This window comes from Metallosphaera tengchongensis, from assembly GCF_013343295.1.
Lineage (GTDB): Archaea > Thermoproteota > Thermoprotei_A > Sulfolobales > Sulfolobaceae > Metallosphaera > Metallosphaera tengchongensis.
In genome coordinates, this window is sequence record NZ_CP049074.1 from 34,976 (window position 1) to 53,162 (window position 18,187).

At 44.7% G+C, this 18,187-nt stretch carries 19 protein-coding genes; 9 read left to right on the plus strand and 10 right to left on the minus strand.

Features of this window, described 5'->3' with window-relative positions:
* Positions 1–304 precede the first annotated feature (304 nt).
* The 8 genes from GWK48_RS00180 to sixA all read right to left on the minus strand — a co-directional run bounded on the left by GWK48_RS00180 (position 305) and on the right by sixA (position 8,462).
* Positions 305–844 carry a hypothetical protein gene (locus tag GWK48_RS00180; RefSeq protein ID WP_174628516.1) on the minus strand — a complete coding sequence of 180 codons (540 nt, stop codon included), beginning with the start codon at positions 842–844 and terminating at the stop codon, positions 305–307.
* Between the two features lie 403 nt (positions 845–1,247).
* Positions 1,248–3,227: an alpha-glucosidase MalA gene (gene malA / locus GWK48_RS00185; RefSeq protein ID WP_174628518.1), complete on the minus strand. Its 1,980-nt coding sequence runs from the start codon at positions 3,225–3,227 to the stop codon at positions 1,248–1,250.
* Between the two features lie 499 nt (positions 3,228–3,726).
* Positions 3,727–4,539: a pyrroline-5-carboxylate reductase gene (gene proC / locus GWK48_RS00190; RefSeq protein WP_174628520.1), complete on the minus strand. Its 813-nt coding sequence runs from the start codon at positions 4,537–4,539 to the stop codon at positions 3,727–3,729.
* Positions 4,540–4,860: 321 nt separating this feature from the next.
* A complete protein-coding gene (locus GWK48_RS00195; protein WP_246263840.1) occupies positions 4,861–5,520 on the minus strand; it encodes a CHAD domain-containing protein in 660 nt (219 codons plus the stop codon).
* On the minus strand, positions 5,483–6,109 hold the full coding sequence (locus GWK48_RS00200; protein ID WP_174628521.1) for a dTMP kinase: 627 nt from the start codon (positions 6,107–6,109) through the stop codon (positions 5,483–5,485). The genes GWK48_RS00195 and GWK48_RS00200 overlap by 38 nt, the downstream gene beginning before the upstream one ends.
* Positions 6,091–6,729, minus strand: a complete 639-nt coding sequence (gene tmk / locus GWK48_RS00205; protein ID WP_174628523.1) for a dTMP kinase — start codon at positions 6,727–6,729, stop codon at positions 6,091–6,093. The genes GWK48_RS00200 and tmk overlap by 19 nt, the downstream gene beginning before the upstream one ends.
* Entirely contained in the window at positions 6,729–7,991 is a 1,263-nt protein-coding gene (locus tag GWK48_RS00210; RefSeq protein ID WP_174628524.1) for a Ppx/GppA phosphatase family protein, read from the minus strand. The genes tmk and GWK48_RS00210 overlap by 1 nt, the downstream gene beginning before the upstream one ends.
* Positions 7,992–8,462 carry a phosphohistidine phosphatase SixA gene (sixA, locus tag GWK48_RS00215; protein WP_174628525.1) on the minus strand — a complete coding sequence of 157 codons (471 nt, stop codon included), beginning with the start codon at positions 8,460–8,462 and terminating at the stop codon, positions 7,992–7,994.
* A gap of 279 nt (positions 8,463–8,741) precedes the next feature.
* On the opposite strand from sixA, the gene GWK48_RS00220 reads away from it, so the two are divergent.
* Both GWK48_RS00220 and GWK48_RS11340 read left to right on the plus strand, forming a co-directional pair.
* The gene (locus GWK48_RS00220; protein ID WP_174628526.1) at positions 8,742–9,128 is read left to right on the plus strand and encodes a hypothetical protein; all 387 of its coding nucleotides are present in this window, start codon (positions 8,742–8,744) and stop codon (positions 9,126–9,128) included.
* A gap of 262 nt (positions 9,129–9,390) precedes the next feature.
* Positions 9,391–10,122, plus strand: coding sequence for a zinc ribbon domain-containing protein (locus tag GWK48_RS11340; RefSeq protein ID WP_246263841.1), 732 nt, complete (start codon positions 9,391–9,393; stop codon positions 10,120–10,122).
* A gap of 26 nt (positions 10,123–10,148) precedes the next feature.
* Here GWK48_RS11340 and GWK48_RS00230 read toward each other — a convergent pair whose 3' ends face one another.
* Together GWK48_RS00230 and GWK48_RS00235 are read right to left on the minus strand one after the other, a co-directional pair.
* A complete protein-coding gene (locus GWK48_RS00230) occupies positions 10,149–11,087 on the minus strand; it encodes an amidohydrolase family protein (RefSeq protein WP_174628527.1) in 939 nt (312 codons plus the stop codon).
* Between the two features lie 342 nt (positions 11,088–11,429).
* Positions 11,430–12,272: a DUF929 family protein gene (locus GWK48_RS00235; protein WP_174628528.1), complete on the minus strand. Its 843-nt coding sequence runs from the start codon at positions 12,270–12,272 to the stop codon at positions 11,430–11,432.
* Between the two features lie 144 nt (positions 12,273–12,416).
* On the opposite strand from GWK48_RS00235, the gene GWK48_RS00240 reads away from it, so the two are divergent.
* The 7 genes from GWK48_RS00240 to GWK48_RS00270 all read left to right on the plus strand — a co-directional run bounded on the left by GWK48_RS00240 (position 12,417) and on the right by GWK48_RS00270 (position 17,997).
* The gene (locus GWK48_RS00240) at positions 12,417–13,448 is read left to right on the plus strand and encodes a hypothetical protein (protein ID WP_174628529.1); all 1,032 of its coding nucleotides are present in this window, start codon (positions 12,417–12,419) and stop codon (positions 13,446–13,448) included.
* A gap of 109 nt (positions 13,449–13,557) precedes the next feature.
* On the plus strand, positions 13,558–14,922 hold the full coding sequence (locus GWK48_RS00245; protein ID WP_174632364.1) for a 4Fe-4S binding protein: 1,365 nt from the start codon (positions 13,558–13,560) through the stop codon (positions 14,920–14,922).
* Positions 14,923–15,539: 617 nt separating this feature from the next.
* Positions 15,540–15,935, plus strand: a complete 396-nt coding sequence (locus GWK48_RS00250; protein ID WP_174628530.1) for a hypothetical protein — start codon at positions 15,540–15,542, stop codon at positions 15,933–15,935.
* The gene (locus GWK48_RS00255) at positions 15,935–16,264 is read left to right on the plus strand and encodes a hypothetical protein (RefSeq protein ID WP_174628532.1); all 330 of its coding nucleotides are present in this window, start codon (positions 15,935–15,937) and stop codon (positions 16,262–16,264) included. Before GWK48_RS00250 ends, GWK48_RS00255 begins: the two co-directional genes overlap by 1 nt.
* Complete coding sequence (locus tag GWK48_RS00260) at positions 16,261–16,551, plus strand: hypothetical protein (protein ID WP_174628534.1); 291 nt, start codon at positions 16,261–16,263, stop codon at positions 16,549–16,551. The genes GWK48_RS00255 and GWK48_RS00260 overlap by 4 nt, the downstream gene beginning before the upstream one ends.
* Positions 16,552–16,613: 62 nt before the next feature.
* A complete protein-coding gene (locus GWK48_RS00265) occupies positions 16,614–16,973 on the plus strand; it encodes a DUF488 domain-containing protein (protein ID WP_174628535.1) in 360 nt (119 codons plus the stop codon).
* Between the two features lie 58 nt (positions 16,974–17,031).
* Positions 17,032–17,997 carry a hypothetical protein gene (locus GWK48_RS00270; RefSeq protein WP_246263842.1) on the plus strand — a complete coding sequence of 322 codons (966 nt, stop codon included), beginning with the start codon at positions 17,032–17,034 and terminating at the stop codon, positions 17,995–17,997.
* The last annotated feature ends 190 nt before the right edge of the window (positions 17,998–18,187 follow it).

Sequence of the window (18,187 nt, forward strand, 5' to 3'; positions counted from 1 at the left end):
TCCTCAACCCTTGGGCTTCAGGGGAATCAAGCGGGTCTTCCTTCATCCTCCGCCCCTTAAAGTAACCCCGACCTACTAGTTGGAAAACGCACACGTCTCTGGTCTGAGCTTGCCCCTCTCAGGATATAATCCGCGTCTGTCACAGGTGATTACACTTAGGTGCTATCATATAAATAGTATTAAATGAATTCATATATCCCAGCGAGTTCACCAATGACTACGGTGTGAGCCCAGTCCTAAAGGTAGGAGGAATGGATGTTATGGTAACTTCCACCCGTGATAAACAAGGTCAGCCGCTCTTTTATCATTGGGGTAAGGGTAGAAAGGACACGGCAATAACCATGAGAAGGACCGTTGCGGTGAGGAATACCATCCCAACTAGGGAGTAGAACCTGAGTTTAACCTTAAGTGCCTTCAGATCATCGGCCTTCCTAGGGTCGGAGGACCTGTATGCTTTGAACATTGACTCAAATGTTGACGCTATCTTTACTCCAACAAGAAAGCCAATTAGTCCTGTTATCGCCCCTGTGAAGATGCTGGCTCCCCATGGAGTTCCAAATATTACTTGGTACACCTTCCCCATTCCGCCCTCAAGATAGTAACCTATCATGTAGTGTATAAACTCCCCTGCACCGAAAACCATAGTCAACAACCCCACTGCTTCGGCGAAGCTTAACACAGATGGGAAGACGTCCCTCATTAACTCAAACAGAGTGGACTCTGAAAGTTTGGACAACTTCGGAGCGAAAACAGCACCGAATAACATTACAGCACCGAAGTAAATAAGGGATGAAAAGCCGTGAACGACGTTTAGGAGGATTGAAATAGGGACAGATTGAATCATCTACGCGTCACCATGTCCATGAGACAACCCACTATAGCCGTGGGGAATTCCCGCATAAAAACTTTGTTTTAAAGTTTATAGTACTTTAGAACTAAAGTTAAGTTAAACCAATATTCCTCTAGATTAGGGTAAAAGTTGATTTCATCCCAAAGAGCTGAAACAATACTGATAAGTGTTGGGAAGTAAACACTCTTTCTTGAAAATTTACCTGAATAAAGATGGAAACATGCGTCTCAACCTGTTCTCCACTGTTTACCGAAGTTTGTCCTAAATAGTTGATAGTTTTGTATAGTAACCTTTAACTGACCTCCTCCCCGCCCTAAAGGGCCAGGCTTGTCCTTCCTTTGTCATGGACAAGTTAAATGAAATGCTGTTCAAGCTAAAAGACAAAAAGGAATAGACGTTACAACTTGACTTCGTTTACTTCCCTTCCGACCTCGAGGACCTCTCCTTTACCCAATACCCTTATAGACCTAACTAACGTTGGGGCGCTGAACCTCAGCGTTCCACCAGTGTATTCCACCAGAACGTTGTCCACCTTGGTCCTCCCCTCTCCGAACAGGACAATTTCCCCATCTGAGAGCAGTAACACTGAACCCTCCCTCACATATATTGGAAGTTCGTCCCTTGTCTTCACCCAGCCTTGCATAACCTCTCCGGACCAGAAGTCAGCCCACCTTCCTGGCGGGAGATAAACGTATCTCTCCTCTGAAGGTGATATGTTGGGAGCGTAAAGTACGTGACTCCCGACCATATATTCATCCTCCACCTTGTAGCTGTCTTCGTCTTCTTGAAAATCATAAAATAGAGGTCTGATTATAGGGTGACCTGTACGATGCGCCTCCTCGGCCAAGGAGTAAATATAGGGAAGGAAACTGTATCTAGTTTCAAAGACCTTCCTAACCCTCTCCTTGTGGAAGGAAGGGAGGTAAATTGGCTCAGTATCCACTCCATCCTTGTTCTTATGAGTTCTAAAGAAAGGGAAGAACAACGCCAGTTGAAATTGCCTCACAAGTATCTCAGGCGAATTCTCTATCTCCGGGAACTCTCTTCCTTGAAATCCCCCTATGTCGATCCCGACGTAAGGTACTCCAGAGATTGAGATTCCCAATACCAACTGGAGTTGAAGCCTGAGCTGGTTCCAGGATGAGGTGTTGTCCCCTGTCCACACACCTGCATACCTTTGTATTCCCGCGAAACCTGATCTGCTCAGGATAAACGGCTTAGAGCTTACTTTGGTCATACCCTCGTAGGTTGCCATTGCCTCATAGTAGGGATAAGCGTTTCTCAACTTGTCATGTTTCACCTTCTTTCCCTTAAAGGTGTGAACTACATCGTGTGGGAAGACGTAATGGAAAGGGCTCTCCTTAAAGCAGTCCTTAATCTCCCTCAACGCAAACAACTTGGTGAAGTCCGTGGGCTCATTCATGTCCAACCATATTCCGTCTATGCCCTGAGACGTCCACTTTGCTATCAAATTCTCCCACCATTTCCTAGCCTTCTCCTGAAAGAAGTCTGGGTAGACACAGTTCCCTGCCCAGAGCTTGCCCACGAAGAGGTCTTCCCTCTCGGTCTCGCAGAAGACGCCCTCCTGCAGCCCTGATAGGAACACGTCGTATCCCTGGTCCGCCCTCACGCTGTGGTCCACTATGGTGATTACCTTGACATCCCTCAAGTGAAGTTCCTCTATCAACTTATTGGGATTGGGGAACCTCTCTGGGTGCCAAGTGAATAGTTTGAAGTTATCCATGAAGTCGATATCCAGGAAAACCCCTGTTACCTTGAAACCGTCCTTGTTGAGGGCGTCTACCATCTCAATGATCCTTTCCTGTGGGAAGTAAGAGAACCGGGAGATCATGTAACCTAAGGCCCACTTTGGTGGTAAGTAAGGTAAGCCTGTCAGTTTTGAGTACCTCTCTAGGACATCTTTAATCTTAGGTCCTTGGAAGACGAAGAGCTCCAGCTCCCCCTCTGGCACTTCAACCTTTACTTTGTCATATTCGCTCTGCCCAACATCAATGACTAGTTTAGAGGCTGAGTTGAAGAAGTATCCCGTAGCCTCGCCACCATAAATTGTAATAAAAAATGGGATATTGAGGTACAGCGGGTCGCTGTACTTGTTGTAAGCTCCAGCATCAACGTTGTACATTACGTACTTTCTTCTCCTCCTGTCAAGCTCAAACGCCTTCTCTCCAAGACCTACCACGTGCTCCTTCAGGTGGAGGGGTTTAATTAAGGTAAGAGGGTTGCCTTCTTTAATACTTAAACCCAGGGACTCCAAGGGCATGGATGACCTGGTCCCTGAGAAAGGGAAATCCACAGGTGTCAGAGGTTGGTTTATTCTAATTCTGTATATACCCTGACTTTCCTCGATTTCTATCATGGAAGTATTGATGATAGGAAAGTTATAAGGTTCAGTGAAGTCCCCGAATCCAGGGTGATAGTGGCCGAAGATCAGGCCTTAGGTCTACCGCTGGACGAATAGAGTAGGGTGGGTTTTAAAGGCACCCACCAACTATGTAGTGGTGGGAGTGAAGGTGGTAAACCATAGATTAGTGAACCCTATAGGAACCCCGCCTTTTGGGGGAAGAGGTCAGAAAGTTAACTAGCCTCACATACCCCTATTCCTTTGGTGAGAGCTCCCACTAGGAATCAGGGATATGTATTAAGGAGGATGGACAGCCTGATTTTTATTTTCCCTTTTGGGTCTCCTTTCCCTCTCTCTTAGTAATAGTACCCCATTGAAAAATAGAAAGCTTTTACCTGACCCTAAAGGGAGAGGCTTGTCCTTCTTTTGTCAGGTTCCCTCTCTATTTTAACCTGTTGTCAACCGACATGGATCTACACCTAGAGGGAGGTCCAGTTCAAGGTATTCAGAGAATTTACCATCTCTCCGTATCTTCTTTAATTCTCCCATCTATAACTCTCCCCAACTCGCTAGCTCTCTTGCTAGCGCTTTCAACGGTCTCAATTAACGCAGCCTTAACCCCCTTCTCCTCCATTACCTTCAGTCCCCTAATCGTAGTACCTGCAGGAGTAATTACGTTATCCCTAACCTCAGCGGGGTGGCCCTTATGGGACCTCAAGTTCCTCGCCGTTCCCTCCAGCATGTCCAATACCGCTGAATACGCCAGTTCTCTTGGCATACCAGACGCTACTGCACCAAGAACTAAGCTATCAATTATCTCTGAAACGAAGGCTGGACCGCTTCCTATAAGCGCTGTCCAAACATCCATAAAATCTTCGTTTATCCAATAGGTTGATCCTAAGCCCTTAAAGAACGTCTCAACGAGCTCCTTCCCTCTACCATCTCCAGTCAAAGCCGTCGTGGACATCTTTACCGTGGCGTTAATGTTGGGCATAGCTCTGAACACCGACGCGCCTTCCATGATTCTTTTGAGCGTCTCTAGCCTAACCCCGGCCATAACTGAAACTACTACCTTATCCCTCCAGATGTTTCTCGTAGTCCCCCTCACTAAGTCAGGGAAATGCTGTGGCTTTACGCTTATGAGAATCAGGTCGGAAGTCGAAATGGCCTCCTGGTTATTGGATGTGGCTTTAGCTCCCAACTCCAATACTCTCCGCAAGGTTACGTCAGTCCTACCTGTGCCTATTACCTCGTATCCTCTGGATATTGCAGATGATATCAAGGAAGAACCAATGTTTCCTGAGCCCAAAATGGCGACCTTAACCATGATGTTCTCTCGGAAATTTTGGATTTATGTTTAAAAACTTGTGAGAGCGTCCTAGGAAACTCCACACTGGTGGTGAAGAACGGATCTGACCTCCTCCCCGCCCTGAAGGGCGAGGGTTGTCCTCACTTTGTCAACAAACACATCGGATCTCTTTGTCTCTCGAGATAACTGAGCAGTTAAACCTCAGTTTCCACTGTCGCGTCGTTAGGTTAGCAACCAGTTCTCAAGATGAGAAAAAGATTCAATTTCTTAATCTTTCAGATCTCCGCCCAGCCCAAAAGGGAAATGCCCGTCCTTCCTCGTAAAGAACCTCTTAGATCCTCAGCCTCTAGGATTTAAAATTCTAGCCTTTATATGGTGAAACTCGTGGTCTGACAACAGGAGTTCTCTTACAGCTGACACTCCCCTTTCCTTCAGACTCTCATCAAATTGAAGACTGGACTGAACGCCTTCACACAAGCTCCTCCTTACGTTGTCCCTCATTTCCCCCATCTCCTTCACTACCTCCTTGAGGGAGTAAGCCTCAATGCCCAAACTCTCCGACAAGAATCTAGCCTCCCTTAACACTTTCCTCAATTGGTGGAAGTCCGTCGCTTCCCTAGCCTGGAAAAAGGCGCTCAAAAGGTTCTGAGCCACTAGGTATCTTGATCCGTAAAGTTTGGGAAGACGGGTTAGGAAACCGGATAATCTCAAGGTCTTAGCGACGACTTTGTCCCTATCTATTTTAGGACATCCGTGGACATCCATGTCCCTCACCTTGCCTAAATCTTTCAGCAACCCCCTTGTAAGATCAATGAGCCCGTAGTCTCCATGCAGGGGGTAAAGAGCTTTAGCCACAACGTAGAACCTCCTTAGCTCAACCCTAGCGTCATGAACGCTCTCTTGGGAGAACCCAATGATCTCCAAGAAATTTCCCAAGTGCTCATTGGCGTAGTCCTCGGGCCTAATCAATTCTATCCCCAATAATTTTAACGATCTCACTCCTAACCACCTCGTAGTTCCTGGTGGTGTCCACCATGAAGGAATTAGTCATCAACGTCTTAAGGTGGTTCTGGAACTGCTCTAGATACTGTCTGTAGGACGAGAACAGCTCCTCATTGATACAGATATCTATCCCAGAACTTAAGGGGTCCAAGCTCCCTTTTTTACGCAATATCCTCCTGATAACTTCCTCAGGCGTCGAGGTTAAACCTATGCTAATATCTGCCTTAGGGAGGGAGCTCAGGACGTCCTTCATCCAATCTATCTCCAGCCCCCTAGTTAGTCCCCATGCAATGAGGGTAGAAGTGTACCCGTCCGCTAAGGCAAGGAAACCGGCCTTTATCATTGGTTTCACCAAATTCTCGACCTGATCCGCCAGGTCAGTAACGTAAGAGAGGAATAGAGTCCTCCTTTGGAAAACTATGTCCCTCTTCTTCTTGGCTAACGGTTCTCCCATGAGCTTCGATAAGCCCAGTCCGAACGTCACTACCCCATAGCCCTGTTCCTCTAGGTACATCCTCAACGCATTAGCGTGAAAGGTCCTACCGGACCCCTCTGAACCCTCGAGTGCTATGATCTTACCTTCCACAGCTCGCTCACCCTTTTCCTTATCTCAACCTGGATTTCCCTAGGGGATCTGTTCCCATCAATCATGACAAAGCCTTCCTCCATGGCAATCTTATCGTAGAGCTCCAATACTTTTCCCTGATATGTAAGGAAACCCTCCTCAGGGTCAAGTCCAGGGAAAACGTCAGCTCCAGCCTCCTGCGGCTTAATTCCACGCTTATTTTCCTTTATTCTCTCAAGGGCTATCTCAGGGGTGACCCTGATGAAGAAGGTGATGTCCGGCTTTATGGCGAAGGAGTAAAGCCTTTTGACCCAATTCAGATCCACACCCCTAACGGAGTCCCTAGCGTAAGCCGTGTAAACGTACCTATCAGATACAATGGTGAAACCGCTCCTATACATGGGGAGGATAAGCTTCTCGTATCTATCAGCGAAGTCAGTGGCGTGTATTAGGCTAAAGGTCAGTGGGGTAAGGAGGTTCTTCTTCTTAGCCTCCTTTATTACCTCATGTATCCAGTCCGAAGAGTTCCACTCTGTGAGATAAGTATCAACCTTTGTCTCCAACCAGTCCTTTAGGAGCTTAGCTTGACTGGATTTCCCTGAGCCGTCTATTCCCTCAAAGGCTATCACTTTCCCTGACATCAATAGACACCCAATGGAAACTTCTTCACTACAGTCTTCACGACCTTTGACATGGCCTCTATCTTTTCCAACTTAGAGTCCACCCCCAGCCTTTGAAGGTCCTTTTTCCTCACCTTAGAAGAAGCCCCCTTACACACAAGGGAAACGATGCCTAGGTCCCTCTTCTGAAATCCTGGGAAAAGGGAATAGGTCAGGTACCTATAACACGCATCAAAGGGGTCGTCCCAGCCTACTTCCATAAAAATGTGGGAGACGTAAGCGGAAATCCCTGCAATCTCAGATCCGGTCAGCTTCTCAGCCTCCAGCCTTATCTCTCTGGGAGGCCTCACATTCATGAAGTAAGCCATGGACTCTAACCATCCGTCCCTCATTTCTGCGACCGACTGTTCCTCACCCCTCATCACCTTACCCTCCCTCATCCCAAACTCCGAAACTAGAAGGGAAGGAGCATCAAATAGACTCATCAGTTCTTCAATGACAACGATGGCTGCCTTTACCGTGGGTGCCCTTTCCTTCCCTATCCCGGGGAGTGAGGAGATCTCCTGGAGGTTCATGGACCATAGGGTCTTGCTTATGCTCTTGACCTTCTCATGGGTCACTTTGTAGCCATGAACGTGGGAAAACTTCATACCATCCATCCTCATCAGCAATCTGCCTATGGATCTGACGTTACCGCCAGAGCCCACCATGTTTGGAACTACCCAGCTTGGTAAGGAGAAGAGGTAATTCCTCACTTCCTTTCTCATCCCATCCTCGGATCCAAAGGTCTTTGTAAGCTTCAGTGCCCCTAGTGGGAAGTGGAATATCTTCCCCAGAGACCTATTCTCCACGTAGATCACCTCTAGGGATCCTCCCCCTAGCTCAAAGACCACCCCATCAGTAAAGGGTAGGGAGTTTAGGGCCCCCAATGCTGCCAGCCTTCCCTCCTCCTCTCCTGGTACTATTTGAATTTCCCAGCCCAACGCCTTAGAGAGCCTCTTGGAGACTTCCTCCCCATTCCTAGCCAACCTGAACGCGCTTGTCCCTAACGGGTGGACAGTTTCCACACCCCTCCTCTCCAACACGGATCTGAACTTTATCATCACCCTCTCCGCTTCCTCTATTTTTTCCTGTCTGATCTCACCTCCTTCGTCAACGCCTTCCCCAAGCCTGGTAAACTCCTTCATGCTACCCAATGTCCTGAAGGTGTTCCTTTCACCCCTTTGGAATAGGGATAGACGAATGGAGTTGTACCCTAGGTCTATTACCGCGACCTCGTCCATCTAAATCAGCTTCATTACCTTTTGGGTTAGAAGTAGCTCAAGTCTAGTCTTCTTCTCCACTTGGTCTACCTCAACCACCGCCAATCCTCCTCTCTTGAGCTCTACCTCACTGTTGGTCAAAGTCTTCACTAACCTGGAGAGGGACGGCTCGTGACCGACAACGAGTACCGTACCCTGCCTCTCCTTAAGCTTCTCGGCCAGAGCCGTGGGGTCCATATTCGGGCTGAGCTCTTCAGTGACCTCAGGTCTAAGGTCTAGACCTAGCTCCTCTAGTATAACCTCGGCCGACTGCGCAGCTCTCAAAAGCGGACTAGTGATTACTTGTTCAACCTCGTATCCCATCTCCTCAATGAAGTTGGCTACTCTCCTCATTTGCTTTATTCCCTTCTTCACCAGTTTTCTGTTCTCGTCAGCTATTCCCTCTGTGTTGGGTTCGCTCTCACCATGTCTTACAATTAGAATTGTCGTCATGTGATATATTAGATAGGTAGATATATAAGATTTATCGGAAACCTGGGCTTGAATGTCTAGCCCTCATCTGTGGATCATGGGTTCGAACTTGTTAGGATTAGACCCGCGATCACACCAGGGCTAGGGAATTTCAATGAGGTTTCTCCACGCATGGGTTAGTCGTTCAAGATTAGCATCACGATTAGTTTCCTCTGAGGGAAATCGTGAGATGAACATCTGGCAAGAAATTTTAACGTCCTGAACAAAAGTAGAAGAACATGTTCATCTCTTCAATAACTAATGCTGTATCAAATAGCCTTTGCTGTCCACATGATAGGTTTAATAGGATGGGGAGGGTTAACTACGGGAGCTTATTACGTTCTCCAATGGGGCAAGTCTGACGACTCGAGGTTGCTCCTAGCGTATAGGAAATTAGTATATGTGGAGATCGCCTCCTTGGTCGCTATGACCGTTACAGGTCTCTTCATGTGGATGGAATTGGGATTCCCTTCTTGGGTGTATCCTGCATTTGCCATGGCCCCAGTCTTGGGGGTGGGAGAGCTCATCCACTGGAGGCTAACTTACGTTGGAGATTTAGCGATTTTCTTAAGGAGAATGAGGTACCTCTCTGCATTTTATACAGTTATAGCCCTTCTTCTGATTTACGACATGGTGTTCAAGCCTTGATTGAAGGGCTGCTGGTTTACAAAGTTGGGAAAAGATTCACCCTTCATGGGGGAGTAGAAGTCAGGTTAAAACGAATGACGTCTCTATAGTCAGCTCAACCTACTCAAGCCCCCTTAGGTTATAGATGTAGTCTAATAACAACGGACTGACCGCCTCCCCGACTTGAAGGCTAGGTTTGTCCTTCCTTTATCACTATAATGACGAAGACCCAAATTAAACTATTTTGAATAGATTTATTTAGGAATATAGTGCATTTCATGACATGAACAAAACTTTCCAAGGGGTAAATGTAGACCTCCAGTATTTAGGTCAACAGTTGTATCAATGGTTTATATCTAAAGGTTATCAGGCGCAGTACTTTCCGTCGGGTAACCAGGTTGTGGTTCAAGCTAAGAAGACGGGTTTCCTGAGACACTTATTTGCGGCTGATAGAGCTTTCACCGTAAAAATAACTCAGTTTCCTGGGTACTTGGACGTAAACACGGGAATGGCGAACTGGATCAAGGCTGAGGGCGCAATAGACGCGGTCATAGGAGATCTAATCTTAGGACCGGTTGGTCTCGCGATTGAAGGTGCTGAAAGCCTGTGGAACCTTGAAATAGAGAGAGACATTATGAAGGAGATTGAAAGAATTTTGAGTATGGGTCAGTACCCTCAGTCGAATCCAAACCAGTACCAGTACCCTCAGTCGAATCCAAACCAGTACCAGTACCCTCAGTCGAATCCAAACCAGTACCAGTACCCTCAGTCGAATCCAAACCAGTACCAGTACCCTCAGTCGAATCCAAACCAGTACCAGTACCCTCAGTCGAATCCAAACCAGTACCAGTACCCTCAGTCGAATCCAAACCAGTACCAGTACCCTCAGTCGAATCCAAACCAGTACCAGTACCCTCAGTCGAATCCAAACCAGCAAAAGACATGCAATAACTGTGGGTACTCTAACCCAAGTAACGCTAGGTTCTGCATGGGCTGTGGGTCACCTCTGAACTAATTAACTAATTAATTTTATAATTTTTCTTATAACCAGTTCAATTCAAATAGTTTTTTAGCATTTTGGTAGAAGACCTTCTCCTTTTCTTTCGGTAGGGTTTCCTCCACAATTCTGGCGAACAGGGCTGGCCTAGAGATTGGGAATGGATGATCAGTCCCGTACAACATTTTATCTACTCCAAACCTCCTATATAATAGTTCCAACTCCATCTTATGGTACACTACGACATCAAAGAACACGTTATTCAATTCCTCGCTGAGTTTAAACTTTGATCTCCCCGTCTCATATAGCATGTCAAACCTACCGAGCTGATATGGTAGATATCCTCCTCCATGGGGCACTATAAGCTTAAGGTTAAACTCCCTCAATATACCCCTTATACCTAGTTTAGCCAGAACGAATGTAGTTTCAAAAGGATAACTTACAGTGGAGCTCATGGCCCCCTCGTCTAGGCCTAAGATTAAGGTCCCTGGATGAAGGAATACGGGTTTCCCTAGATTTGCCAGCTTTCTTAACAAGGGTTCGAACCTGTCATCGGCTATGGTCTCCACGTTAAGACCTGTTCCCACTATGAACCCGTCCATCCCAAGATCCTTTATGGCTCTCTCTGCCTCTCCCATGGCCTCGTTCACGTCTGTCATAGGCAACGTGGCTAGGGTCCTGATCCTATCACTCGCCATCTTGGCAAGCTCGTCATTAACCTCCTTAACCAACCTCACCTCTTCCTCCTTGGGTAAGAAATAGGTCCATGGTGGAGGAATTGAGAGAAAGGGAATTACCTCACCCCCTAAACTCTTCAGGTCCTTTAATTTTTCGTCGAGATCCAGGAGAAATTTATTCACTGGATAGTTTCTACCCCAGACGGTTAGACCTGAAGGTTTCAAGTAGCCGCGCTTGCTCATGAAATCTATGTAGCTTTTGGTTAAAATGTGTGAGTGAACGTCTAGGATTAGACCCCTTTCCATGCGGGAATGTTTGAAGTTGATACTTTAATTATTTCTGACCTCCTCCCCGCCCTGCGAGGCTTGTCCTTCCTTTGTCAGTTACGCATAAGGGATGACGCCTCTATGAAATTTATAATTAACCAGAGTCTCCATAATTTGGGATTTCAAATACATGGTCACAGCTTTAAGATGCCCCAAAGATTTGGTGCATTTTCTTCTAGAGTATGTTTAGTCAACAAGTTGCCTTAAACCCCTCGTCCCTTCAGAGGACAATTCTTTCACTACTCTAGGTTGAACCTTACGGATAGGTTTTAATCAAAACAGACAAAAATTAGAGTAAATATTTTCTCTATATAGTCAGAGCTATCTCTTCCTCCACTCTAAGACAACTAGGGGTGGAAATAACAAGTCCGAAGAATTTCCCCATCCTTTTTGAGACACCTGAACCCCATAGACCATGGGGTCCATTGTGGTGTTGGGGTCAAAATGGTCGCAAACGCTAGCTGGATTATTTCCGTCAACCTTACAGATGTACATCGTAATTAGATTTGCCTGGGCATACACTTCTTTGTAAATAGGGCTGTTAGGGTCATGGAGTTGTAGTATGACGTAACTCCAGTTCCTCCCAGAGAGTAAACCAGGGTTTATGGGAGTCCCTACCTGGTAATAGTAACCTATGATAACAAATGGGATATTGAAGTTTGCATAGGTTTTCCACATCTGATAAACGGCCGAAGGAACGCTCTCCAACTGCTGATGTTGCCTATTTTGATACTCTATTGGGTAAAAAGTTACGTATTTGCTCGTGTACGTGGAATTTACGAAAGTAAAAGTGGGAGTGTTTGGGTACTCATCTGATGAACTGGAAAGCATGTACTCTAGGTTGGTGAAGTTCCCAAACCTCAAAAGAGCCAATATCAGGGCCCATCTCTCCGCCCCGCAGAAGGGGCACCATTCAGCCCCTACATATATAACTGCTGGCTTACCATTGACGGAGGAAAAATTATATTGAAGAGTGTTCAGATTGGACTGAGCGGTAACGTTGTACCCTTGGTCGCTCAGAGAGACCAACTGCTCATAGACATTGCCTGACACTTGAGCTCCTATTAAGGTCGATCCTGTCGTATTATTTAGAAAAGAAACAAGGATACCAATTACTAATAATACTATAATTAGTAGAAATCCTACTTTTACTAGGTTATTCATAGTGTGTCAACTATCATAATAAAGATAATAGGTTACGTTAAAATTCTTTTAACTATTATAGGAGATCTATGACCTATAGTAATTAGAAGTTTTCTAATATTTGTTTTAATCAAACTTTTCGATCTTATCTTAGCGTGAAATGAAATGAAAAAGAAGAATAGGTCAAAGGGCGTATCAAACTTAATATTCGCAGGTGTAACTATTCTTTTAATTGTTATAGCTGCAGTCGGCTTCGCCCTATACCTGACCAAACCTACCACAACCACAGTCGTTAGTAATACCACAACAACTCCTCCTCCACCTCAAATAATCAATAAAACAATAGTAGTAAATAGGACAGTAACAGTAGTCAGACCTGTTACAGTCAACTCCAGCGGAGCTTTCTATAACGGGAATGTAATATCATTCCTGTACACCTCCCAGTTCATGTGCACGCCGAGCGCTACTCAGTTCTTCCCTAACGCGGTGAACCAAAGCAATGTTGCTATGGGATGCGAAGTCGGGGCTAGTAACATGTCTGCATTCCCCAAGAACGCAGCTCCAGTGTTCGTATTAGTACCTGCCTTTGCGGGACTTTCGATCTTCGGGGTCACCAAACTTGGAGCAACTGCACAAGGGTTCCCAACATTTACCTACAATAACACGACGTACACCATATTGACCCAATGTGGTGCCGCGTTGACCCAAACCGCTTGCCCAGATCACATGAGCCTTATATACTCGCCAGCTTTCACTGCAGTGGAACAACACCTTGGAATACAGAACGGAGTCTTCGGACTACCTGAAGGAGTTTTGCCCACTCCAGCCCACAGTCACCTAGTAACCTTCACCACCAATCAGTCAATACCTTGGTATATAGTGGTAGTGTTAGTGTTCGATCCCAACATATTCCCCAACCCCATAACAGGGCAGTGCCAGGCCATAGTTCCATCGAACCTGACTGATCCTACAGCCAACTGTCTCAACAACATCCAAGCTCTAGAGAACGCCATGACTACCCAATCCAGCTCGGTGGTGTTAGCAAACGGTAACAATCCGATATGGCAGACCCTCGGAAAGCCTGGAGTCCAGGTGGTAGTTCCAGGTATTACCTCACCTTCTCAGTTACTCACCTCTGCGAACTCCAACATGCTGCTATACTTCAGCGACCCCAACGTCTATCCATATCCGATTTAAATGAGATGGGGAAGAAATGGATAAGAAGTCAAATTTTTTAAGATTTATTCAAGACAAATTATTCTTGATACTTAGATATTACAACTTTGAACTAATCTTTGTAGAACTTATGTTGATCCTTCAGCCTCTATTGGCAGATTTGATCTCCACAATAACCATAGGGTTGGGCTTTCAGAGAGTTTATTATAGCAGAAATAACCCATCAACGAACCCGGTTTACTTACTGCAATATCTCATTTTTACTACCCTTTCCTTCTCTGTTTACCTTTTATGCGAGACCCTTGGACTGCCAGTTTACGTAATCCTATCTGTGGGAGTGATCTCCTTAGTTTTCAGGAGGCTCTACACAACAAGGAAAACAAGCTATCTAAATAACCGAAGATTGGCTTTCCTCCTCCTATTCACAGCCTTCACATCTTCTTGGGTAGAAAGCGCAACTATCTTAGGTCCTGCATCGGTATTTGTAGGACTGAGTTTAACAAACTTTGAAGTTACACTCTCTAACCTTGTGTTGACCTTTGCTAGCGTAACAGCAAGTCCATGGTTTATGATAAATATGGGAATTTGGTTAGGAGTTCTTGGTATTTTTAGAATATTGGAGTTAAGAAGTAGGGAGAACGTACTGAGGTTCGCACTAATGATGCTCTCTTACACGTTTTACAGCATCTGGTTACCCACTTTCTCCCCAATTTCCGGTGAAGTACAGTACATCCCGTATATGTGGTTTAACGGTATTGGAACGTACGGACCCGTTGAACCTTCCTATCTACTAACAGGTATTATTGGTACTTATGCGGTAACTGCGGTTCTTTCCTTTCTCTTCGGTGGTAGGCAGATATGTTCAGTGACCTGTGCGGCTCCTTATATGTTGCAAGGCACCTTCATGGATTCCATGAAGAAATACAACAGAAGCTCAAAACTAGGAAGGAAAACGCTAACGTCAAAGATTAAAAGGTGGTACAAAGTTGTCATGTTGTTGACTTGGTTATCTCTAATATCATTCTCTGCGCTCTCCTTTCTTAACTACGAAAAAGTAATCTCGTTCTCCATTCTAGGCCAGGACCCGACAATGCTGTATGTTACCCTTTACTTCAACCTCATTTGGTACGTCCAGTTTATACTAATGCCCTTTCTGGGTAACTACTCCTGTGTAAACACTGGGATTTGCGCCTGGGGAAGTTTCAATCAGGTGATGGGGTACTTAGGCTTCTTTAAATTAAGGGTTAAAGACCCAAATAAATGTCTTAACTGTAAGACTGTGGACTGCGCTTTAGCGTGCCCTGTAGGTCTTACGGACATGAGATCCTCCTTTATAAAGAGAGGAGAGTTTAAGTCCTTGAGGTGCGTAGGTTCTGGAGACTGCGTTGAGGAGTGTCCTCATCATAATATAGAGTTTTATGACATTAGAAGTTACCTCCGTGAGAGGATAAGCTATAGAAGAGGAGTTAAGGGGGATTTACATTCCGGTGTATGACCTCAATAAATATCTACTATTTACGTTTAACGTGACTAATTTATGAAAATTGATAAGTAGAGGACTTTAGTTAATCCGACTTTTTCTTGCCCCAAAGGGAGTGACTTCGCCGATTTCAACCCTTGTCTTCTCCCATCCCTAAGGAGATAGGCATATCCTGGCCTTTTAAACATGTCCATGATTATCTAGATCTAAAGTGCAGACGGTTTCCCATCAAAAGTATCCTCTGATTAACATTTAGGGTCTAATTCTTAAGACCTGAAAGGAGACAAAGGGCCTTAACGTAAGGACTGAGATAACATGACGCTCAGAACTCTCTTTTTGAAGAGAACAAGTATTTTATTGACAAAAAATGTCCTAATCCAGCTAGATTTGCTATCTTTCTTTATATGAAAACTAAATCAAAATAAAAAATTTATACATAAGATAAATAGTTTTTAAATTTATTCCCATTTCCTCGTTCATCTTTTAAGTAAAAGATGTTCTTAGTGTACACTTTTCAGGAATGTTATGTAATAATCAGTTATACTTAAAAATTTTAATTTATATTGGTCAGGAAAACATTGAGAATAGAAGTTTATTAGCTAGATCTTCTATATTATCATTTTGAAGGCTAAATGGATCTGAAATCCCTCAACAGGGCGGTTTTAATATCTTCTTCAGTTCTATATTCAGTGAACGTAATTTTATCCATATCACTATTCTCCATTCTCCTCATTAAACAGCTTCCCATAGCTAACCCTGACATCAAGGCAATACTTACTGCTGTCCCCCTAATCTCAGGTGTTTTCAACGCGCTTATCTTGGGCATGATAAGTATGAGCCTAAAATATGCGGAATATTACGGACTGATTAAGAGCATTTTAGCGTTAATAATATACTCTGCTTATTGGATAGCTTTCTCTCCACCTTTAGACATCTTGATCTTCATAATCTCCATCATGGCCCTCTGCGTGATGCAGATAGGAGTACTCTACCTTTACGCAAGGATTCAGAAGGAGATGTTCGGTTAATGTTAGTGAAGGTGAAGAGGAGGGGAGAGTTATTCTACCCCTCTCAAATTAAAGGAAAATTGGCATTTGAAAAAAACATAATTCTTTTGTTTAAGACCCAGGGAAATACGCTTTATGTGGACTATGTGGATTCCAAGTCAAACTTAGGCTCATATGAGCCTCCCCTATTTCTTTCAGGAAAGATGTACTTCCTGGAAATTATTCATATACCTGAAGAATATGATAAGTACATCAGCTGTATAGCAAAACAGATTCAGGACTCTGTATCCCCGCTGTACAAGAACAAGAAGTTGGAGTGCAAGGACGACCTAACGGTGTTGATAGAATGAACCTAGACGAGATATTCTCGTGCGCCTTTGTAAAGACTACAAAAGCGGGAGATATTTTGGTTATAGTGGACGGAATTAAGGTTATCTTTAGTGTTAACGTAAAATTTTCAATTGTTTCTGATATTGAGCTAAAATCCACCAACTACAAGCTGGTGTGCAACATTTCCTTTGACACTAGGTATGGAAAAGTTATCTCCACGACTTGCACGGGGTTTAAGGCCGATAAGGTGAGGGATTACCTACAGGAATGCTTTAGGGAAAGAGGAGTCCTTTACTCTCCACGTTAATAGGCCCTAAAAAGTTAGGTGTAGGATATTTAAACGTCTTAGTCTATTTATTATGATAAATCTTGACTATTAAAGTTAAGAGGGTTTACGAGAGCCCGTCCCCAGATGACGGTATAAGGATACTTGTGGACAGGTTATGGCCGAGGGGACTCAGTAAAGAGAAGGCGAATGTTGATATCTGGCTTAAGGAAATTGCACCGTCGGACGAGCTTAGGAGGTTTTTCTCCCACGATCCGAATAAATGGGAGGAGTTTAAGGCCAAATACTTTGGCGAACTGAAGACTAATCCTGCCTTGAAAGAGTTAATTGACGTTGTGAAGAAGGAGAAAATGGTCACTTTGCTTTTCTCAGCCAGGGACGAGAAGAGGAATAACGCAGTTGCATTAAAGCAGTACCTGGAGTTCATAATACCTGAGAATTAGCCTGGACCACCTTACTGATTAGGTTAAGGGATTAAAAGGAACGTGTCGTATTGAACTTATGCCCGAGAAGATTGAGGCAATAGAGCCATGGGGAGTTAACATCCCGTTCATCTTAGTGGGTCTTCTTTACTGGTTTCTAGGAGGAGTTTCCCTTAACTTAAGCCAAGGATATCATCCATATTTCATGATGATAGGGAGCTACTCCCTCTACTTCGGTATGATCATGAGGCTGTTCTTCCCTGCCAAGAAGTACCTACCCCTCCAGGTCATGGCCTTGTTCTTACTTGGCCTGCCAATGTACCCCTCTCAAGCTTTGGCCTCCCTGGCTCTGCTCGCTGTGGAGATATGGGGTATCAGGGATGTGAGATCTTATGGTGGGAGGTTCCCCGTGAACGCTTTAGTCCTGTCTTCTCCTGCGGCGTCCATAGTATCGTGGTTGTTATATCCCATCTACGGTTACTGGCTACTAGTAGTTTCCCTTCTTCTTTACCTTTTGGGGGTAAACATGGGTGTATTTTCAGCTAATTTGGGGGTGAAGGCTAAGTTTGGCGTTGAGCAGACCCCAATCTTCGTGCTAGTCCTCTTAACCCTGCTATCCCATAAGTTATTACCCGTAGTAGTTTTAGGCTATCTCCTCTGGCTCCTCTGGAAGACTAAGAAGATGAAATTCAACTTGTCCTCCGTCTCGACTATTTTAGCCTCATTGGTAGTGACCTCTTTGTCACCCCTTTTAGGGGAGACGGTTCACTCATTTGCCTTAGGGGTAATGGCACCGTACTTCTTCGGGTGTATAGTGTACTCCACCTCCAGGTATAACTACCAAAAGGTAACGCCCATACCCCTTATAACTGGGGCGTCTTACTTTTTACGCTTCGTCAACCTGGAGGCCTCCGCTGCATTATTTGGTTTAACTGTTTTATACTTTCTATATCTATTCAAGGATAACCTAACCTTCACATCAGTAAGGCTAGGAATGTCATCAAGGTACCTTAAAGGGGAACCCTCCGCGAGAGAAGTTCCCTAGTAAACCTAGACAATACTGACCTCCTCACAACCTTAGAGAACTAGGTTAGTTGTTCTTTTATCATTCAGGCGTCGCTTATCATAAATTTAAACTAGAACTAAATTGTATTCAAAAAAGTAAGCTTTAGAAGAGTTTAATTATTGATTAGTTAACTAATACTTAAATACTTAAGTTTCCATATATCTAAGGT

Bases quoted from the DNA above. Each gene is read 5' to 3' on its own strand.
- tmk (WP_174628523.1), bottom strand. From the start codon at position 6,729: ATGTCAGGGAAAGTGATAGCCTTTGAGGGAATAGACGGCTCAGGGAAA.
- GWK48_RS00245 (WP_174632364.1), top strand. From the start codon at position 13,558: ATGTTGATCCTTCAGCCTCTATTGGCAGATTTGATCTCCACAATAACC.
- GWK48_RS00240 (WP_174628529.1), top strand. From the start codon at position 12,417: ATGAAAAAGAAGAATAGGTCAAAGGGCGTATCAAACTTAATATTCGCA.
- GWK48_RS11340 (WP_246263841.1), top strand. From the start codon at position 9,391: ATGAACAAAACTTTCCAAGGGGTAAATGTAGACCTCCAGTATTTAGGT.
- malA (WP_174628518.1), bottom strand. From the start codon at position 3,227: ATGATAGAAATCGAGGAAAGTCAGGGTATATACAGAATTAGAATAAAC.
- GWK48_RS00260 (WP_174628534.1), top strand. From the start codon at position 16,261: ATGAACCTAGACGAGATATTCTCGTGCGCCTTTGTAAAGACTACAAAA.
- sixA (WP_174628525.1), bottom strand. From the start codon at position 8,462: ATGACGACAATTCTAATTGTAAGACATGGTGAGAGCGAACCCAACACA.
- GWK48_RS00180 (WP_174628516.1), bottom strand. From the start codon at position 844: ATGATTCAATCTGTCCCTATTTCAATCCTCCTAAACGTCGTTCACGGC.
- GWK48_RS00220 (WP_174628526.1), top strand. From the start codon at position 8,742: ATGCTGTATCAAATAGCCTTTGCTGTCCACATGATAGGTTTAATAGGA.
- proC (WP_174628520.1), bottom strand. From the start codon at position 4,539: ATGGTTAAGGTCGCCATTTTGGGCTCAGGAAACATTGGTTCTTCCTTG.
- GWK48_RS00270 (WP_246263842.1), top strand. From the start codon at position 17,032: ATGCCCGAGAAGATTGAGGCAATAGAGCCATGGGGAGTTAACATCCCG.
- GWK48_RS00210 (WP_174628524.1), bottom strand. From the start codon at position 7,991: ATGGACGAGGTCGCGGTAATAGACCTAGGGTACAACTCCATTCGTCTA.
- GWK48_RS00235 (WP_174628528.1), bottom strand. From the start codon at position 12,272: ATGAATAACCTAGTAAAAGTAGGATTTCTACTAATTATAGTATTATTA.
- GWK48_RS00250 (WP_174628530.1), top strand. From the start codon at position 15,540: ATGGATCTGAAATCCCTCAACAGGGCGGTTTTAATATCTTCTTCAGTT.
- GWK48_RS00230 (WP_174628527.1), bottom strand. From the start codon at position 11,087: ATGGAAAGGGGTCTAATCCTAGACGTTCACTCACACATTTTAACCAAA.
- GWK48_RS00255 (WP_174628532.1), top strand. From the start codon at position 15,935: ATGTTAGTGAAGGTGAAGAGGAGGGGAGAGTTATTCTACCCCTCTCAA.